General features: G+C 67.0%; 1 protein-coding gene. It reads left to right on the top strand.

The features are described 5' to 3' along the window. Positions 1–66: 66 nt before the first annotated feature. Positions 67–960, top strand: a complete 894-nt coding sequence (locus ACVCAH_RS37935; RefSeq protein WP_447141021.1) for an IS982 family transposase — start codon at positions 67–69, stop codon at positions 958–960. Positions 961–985 lie beyond the last annotated feature (25 nt).

The raw sequence follows: 985 nt of genomic DNA, 5'->3' as shown, positions 1-985 counted from the left end.
CTAGACGAGTAATTCCTAAGTCAGTCCGGGGCTGCGGATGCAGCGAAGGGTGTTGATGATCCGTTTGTGACGACAGACCTCAACACCCTTCTCACCGCACTGTACGTGAAGATCGACGACTGGCTGGGGCGGCCTCGCAGGTCCGGTCGGCCACCGAAGCTGTCCGATGCCGAGCTGCTGACCCTGGCGGTGGCCCAGGTGCTGCTCGGGATTCGGTCCGAGGCCCGCTGGCTGCGGTTCGTCCCCGCGCATCTGCCCGGAGCGTTTCCCTATCTGCCGGGCCAGTCCGGCTACAACAAGCGCCTACGAGCAGCCCTGCCGCTACTCAAGCGGGCGGTCCGGGCGGTAGCCGCGGACACCGATCTGTGGACCGACTCGGCCTGGGTGGTCGACTCCACCCCGGTCGAGTGCGGCCGGTCCCGGCCCACCGCGCGCCGTTCGCGGTTAGCGGGGTGGGCCAGCTACGGCTACTGCTCGTCGCACTCGCGCTGGTTCTGGGGCTTGCGGCTGCACCTGATCTGCACCCCGGCCGGCCTGCCCATCATGTGGGCCCTGGCCAGCCCGAAAGTCGACGAACGGCAGGTGTTGACCGCCGTACTCGAACACGACCCAGACTTGGTGGCCGAACGCCCCGGCCTGCTGATCATCGCGGACAAGGGCTACGTGTCCGCCGAGCTTGACCGCTGGCTGGCCGACCGTGGAGTGCGGCTGCTGCGGCCCTCCTACCGAAACCGCACCCCACGCCCCGACGAGCACCTCCTCAAACCGATCCGGCAACTCATCGAGTCGGTCAACGACACGCTCAAGGGCCAGCTTGACCTCGAACTACACGGCGGCCGCAGCATCGAAGGCGTCGCCGCCCGCGTCGCGCAACGCCTCCTGGCCATGACCGCCGCCATCTGGCACAACCGGACCACCAGACAACCCGTGACCAGGTCCTTGATCGCCTACGACCACTGATCAGAGTTAGGACTTACTCGTCTAG

The organism is Micromonospora sp. LZ34, from assembly GCF_052981855.1.
Note: the sequence above shows the minus strand (reverse complement) of the source record. Positions and strands in the feature narration are given on the sequence as shown.